At 54.0% G+C, this 4,100-nt stretch carries 5 protein-coding genes; all 5 read right to left on the bottom strand.

The features are described from left to right. Positions 1 to 1,049 (bottom strand): PilW family protein (locus AC2VLY_RS14955; protein WP_486922543.1); only part of this gene is annotated, 1,049 nt, incomplete at its 3' end. Next, positions 1,036 to 1,521 (bottom strand): prepilin-type N-terminal cleavage/methylation domain-containing protein, encoded by a 486-nt coding sequence (locus AC2VLY_RS14950; protein ID WP_142086123.1) that lies wholly within the window; start codon positions 1,519 to 1,521, stop codon positions 1,036 to 1,038. The genes AC2VLY_RS14950 and AC2VLY_RS14955, both read right to left, overlap by 14 nt. Positions 1,522 to 1,527: 6 nt before the next feature. After that, positions 1,528 to 1,827: a hypothetical protein gene (locus AC2VLY_RS14945; RefSeq protein ID WP_142086122.1), complete on the bottom strand. Its 300-nt coding sequence runs from the start codon at positions 1,825 to 1,827 to the stop codon at positions 1,528 to 1,530. Beyond that, positions 1,824 to 2,720 carry a hypothetical protein gene (locus AC2VLY_RS14940; protein WP_486922542.1) on the bottom strand — a complete coding sequence of 299 codons (897 nt, stop codon included), beginning with the start codon at positions 2,718 to 2,720 and terminating at the stop codon, positions 1,824 to 1,826. The genes AC2VLY_RS14945 and AC2VLY_RS14940 overlap by 4 nt, the downstream gene beginning before the upstream one ends. Further along, positions 2,720 to 4,100: type II secretion system F family protein (locus AC2VLY_RS14935; protein ID WP_486922541.1), on the bottom strand; the 1,381-nt coding region annotated here is incomplete at its 5' end. The genes AC2VLY_RS14935 and AC2VLY_RS14940, both read right to left, overlap by 1 nt.

The following is a 4,100-nucleotide window of genomic DNA, read 5'->3' as shown; positions in this document are numbered from 1 at the left end:
TGATGGGTCGTGCCTGCCGGCGGACGGTAATACAAGGCCGGTAACGCTTGACCGGTGATACTTTCATCGGCCGGTATCGCTGGGAAAAGCGGAATCTTGGTGGGTGCTACAATGCTGGCGATTTTTATCCGGCTGCTGGCTACCAGTGCAATGCTGGCGGTACGAATATCCTGGGCGTATTGCGGCGCGTAATACCCGTACCGGGTGACGGTTTTGCCGCCAGAGGGGTTATAGCCAAACAGGATTTGCATATCATCAATGTGGTGCGCGAATAAGGATGAAGGACCGCCATTGGTGCTGATTTGCAGGGTTCCCGGTTGTGCAGCCGTTCCCGCCGTGACGGAAAAAGTGGTGGTGGTCAAGGCGGGGTTACCCATGACATAAACAGAGGCATTTTCCATATCCGCCGACGTCAGGTTCGGCAGTAAGGTCGATAAGGTGCCGCCTCCGTTTTTGCCCGTACTATAGGGTACCGTGCAGGACCCTTGACCGTTCAGGACGGGCGCGCTGGTGGCCGTGATCAGGGCGCATTGGTTTTGCGGAAAAGCCGCAATCAGGGTATTGCCGCCCTGAATCATGCTGGGACAGGTTGCCTGATTGCCCGAAGTATTAGCACTGATATGGAAGGATGCGCTTGCCGGTTGGGGGTCCTGCACCATTTGTCCGACCGGTATGCCGGCATAATCCGAACGGCTCCGGATGATGGTCAGTGAAACGGGTGGTGGTGTACTGCTGGTGGGGGTACCGCTGGGTGATACGGTAATGGCAGAAACTGCACGGACAGACCCTTGTTCATAGGCGCTTAAATTTTGACAACCAATATCGCTGAAACCGTAGCCTGCATTGCTCAGATAACTGGAGATCACCTGCAAGGCATAGCGATCACTGTTCACGATATTATCCGTTGTCTGGTCCTGTAAAAAATTCCATTCCCCGAAAATAAACCCTTCGGAAACAGCCAGAGCAATAATGGATGCAATCGCTAAAGTCACGAGCAACTCAATCAGGGTTAATCCCTGTTCATGCGAATTCTGGTCACGGTTCAACAAGGTATTCACTGCCTGTATGAGTTTGTGTGCCGGAAATGCTGGACCATGTGACCGTCACCGTTGCCGTGCAGGGGAGTTGGGTGCAAGCGTTCCCGGCTGCATTACGGATCTGAACGGAGCCTTTACCGTCAGGCAGCGTTTCTTGTAATTGATTGGCCCAGCGAGACACGTCCAGAGCGGGGATGCCCGATGTGGGCCATGTGGACGGGCTGGATGTCTTAACCGCGTTGAATTCACGGATGCTCTGGTTTCCAGCGCCCCAAAGCTCCGCCAGCATAGCACTGGTAATCAATGCTGCACGGCTATTGATGGCGGATTGACGCACATATTGGGCCGCATTGATTTGCATATAGCCGATAGCCAGAAATCCTATCGACAGAATCACCATCGCAATCAGCACTTCGATCAGGGTCATGCCGCTTTCCGGGTAAATCGGCTCTTTGGGATGGGTGGACATAATTGGCATATGCATAGGGCGTCACTCCGCCATCTGTAGGTGACGAAAAGCGGCATAAGCCAGTGCGGATGATCCGATGAATGCGACCATCATCCATAACACCGCCAAAGGGTTCATTGCCCCTGTTCCGCCATGCAGGACGCGCTGTAGCAAAAACGGAATGGGAAACATCGCCGTAGCCGCCCAGGCGGAAATAGCGCAGGACAGGGAAAGCATGGCATCCCAGAGGGATTCCGTGAGGCGGTGTCGCCACAAAAAAATCCCGCTCAGGACCAGGAGCGCTCCGGTGATTTCGATGATCTGTATCAGGCTGTCAGTCATAGCAGCGAACCCTTTGCAGGGTGCGAACCCATTGCAGGGGGGCCAGCCATGGACGCCACCGTTAAAGGGACTTCTTCTTTTACGGCGCTGGACGATTTGAGGGTAGAGGGCGCATTTTCTGTTGTGCCCTCAAACATCTCCCGACTCCATAAATAATCGACCGTGATGAGGACCTGCAGCAGGCCAATGGTCAGGATTTCCAGCAAAATGCCGGTCATGGTGTGTCCCAACAGGGGTAAAAGCACCAGCGATAAGCTGCCCACCAAGGGGCCAATCAGAATATTGAGGCATAACAGGGCGATGGTGATTTTTTGGTTGAGAAAAGCGCCCTGAAAAGCAGTGTATAGATGCATGCGTAGTGCGTGGCCCAGCAGCAAGGTCAGGAACAGGAGTGGACCACTGACCGGGCTGGCCAGCAAACTGGCCCAACCGACACCGGAGAAGAGGGCATTGCCCAACCAGGGCAACAGGTTTTGGGTCAATTGCTGTAGCGGCGATAAAACGGCTGTAGTGCGCGCAACACTTGCGCCAGCGTGGACCACATCGCTACTCAGAAACAGAAGAAGCACGATGAAAAACAGAAAAACAAAAGCGTCGCGGGTCAGATACGCAATGTCTTTGAGATTGCCCTGGAATAAGGTCCAGATCGTTGCCCAATCTCCCCGTCCGCCCTGGTCCAGCGCCCGCAACTCCACAAAAAACAGGGCAGACAGGGGGATTTCCAGGAGCAGAGGGACCCCTAAAATGCGCGGCACCAGCGCGGACACCCCAAAAATCACGAGGGCATTGAGCAGAAGCAAGCCGGGACGGCGTTGCCATAGATCGCGGCCATTCCGCGCCCAACGCTGTAGGCATCCAGGCTCTATTTTTCTGGGACGCAATATGCCCGCCATCAGGACACCCCCGAACCGTGCAGGATGGCCTTCCCCATATCCAGCATGGGTAGAAACATGGCGATGACCAAGGTACCGACAATGCCCCCAAGCATGATCATGATAAAAGGCTCTAAAAGGGTGGACATACGGGCCACCATTTCTTCCACTTCTCCGGCGTAATGTTCTCCGGTTTTTTTCGCCATGAGTTCCACATTGCCGGAAGACTCGCCGATGGAGAGCATGCGGACGGAAAGATCTGGCAAATAGGTTTCTTTCAGCCCATCCGCAATCCGACCACCAGCGAGTACGCTCTCGCGCGCTTTGGCGACTCCGGCATCAATGACCGTGTTTCCAGAAACTTTCGCCAGAGTGTTCATGGATTCCTGGATAGGGACCCCGGCGGAATACAGTAAGGCCAGGGTTTGCATGAAGCGGGCCGTGGCACCGTACAGCAGCAGTTTGCCAATCACCGGCATATGCAGCGTGATGCGGTCTACCTGCCAGCGGACCTTGTACGAACGCCGGTAGGCCCAGATGAGCGCCGCAATCAATAACGCCGGAACAAATATGAGGAAAACCACATGATCTTTCAGCCAGTAGGAGAGATTGACGACGATTTGGGTGAGGGCGGGTAATTGGGCGTTGAAGCTGTGAAACAGTTTGGCGAAGACCGGAATGACCTTCACCATCAGGATGATGACGACCACAATCATGACCGCCACCGTAATGCCGGGATACATTAATGCGGAACGGATTTTTTTCTTGAGGCTGTAATCTTTTTCCCGGTACTCGGCGATGTTCCGTAATACCGTATCCAATACACCACCTTGTTCACCGGCGCGTACCAGGGCGACACTCGTCGCATCAAAGTATTTCGGGAACAGGGCCAGGGCATCGGAAAGCTGGTTGCCTTCCTGCAGATTGCGCATCATTTTTTGAATCATGCTGCGCATGGCGGGTTTTTTGGAGGTCAAGCGGAGCATTTGCATGGATTCGACAAGGCTGACGCCGGCATTTTGCAAAGTGGATAATTGTTGGAGAAACCCTACGATATCGGCAGATTTGATACCGCCGAGCAGGGATTCTTTCTGTTTGGTCAGGGTGAGGTAACGGTCTCTGAACCCGCGTTGGCGTAAAGCCACCTTGGCAGTCGTCACCGAAACCGCTTCAATTTCTCCCGTCTGCACCACCCCTTTTTTGCTGGGGTCTTTATAGGTCCAAAGGAACACGGATTTTTTAGGGGCCTTGCCGATTTTTCCCGGTTGGGCGTTTTTTGTTTTTTGTCTATCGGTTTGTGCTTGTCTGTTCGTAGCCATTGGGGTTTCCTGTCCTGCCCAATTAGCCGGTTGGGCGCGTATGTGTGGAAGATGATGCGGAAATGAATAGTCCTTGCCGCCG

Source organism: Acidithiobacillus sp. TH-A36 (assembly GCF_057473445.1).
This window is presented reverse-complemented; position numbering and strand designations above follow the sequence as displayed.

Excerpts from the sequence above, each read along its gene's own strand:
- AC2VLY_RS14940 (WP_486922542.1), bottom strand. The coding sequence starts at position 2,720 with ATGGCGGGCATATTGCGTCCCAGAAAAATAGAGCCTGGATGCCTACAG.
- AC2VLY_RS14945 (WP_142086122.1), bottom strand. The coding sequence starts at position 1,827 with ATGACTGACAGCCTGATACAGATCATCGAAATCACCGGAGCGCTCCTG.
- AC2VLY_RS14950 (WP_142086123.1), bottom strand. The coding sequence starts at position 1,521 with ATGCATATGCCAATTATGTCCACCCATCCCAAAGAGCCGATTTACCCG.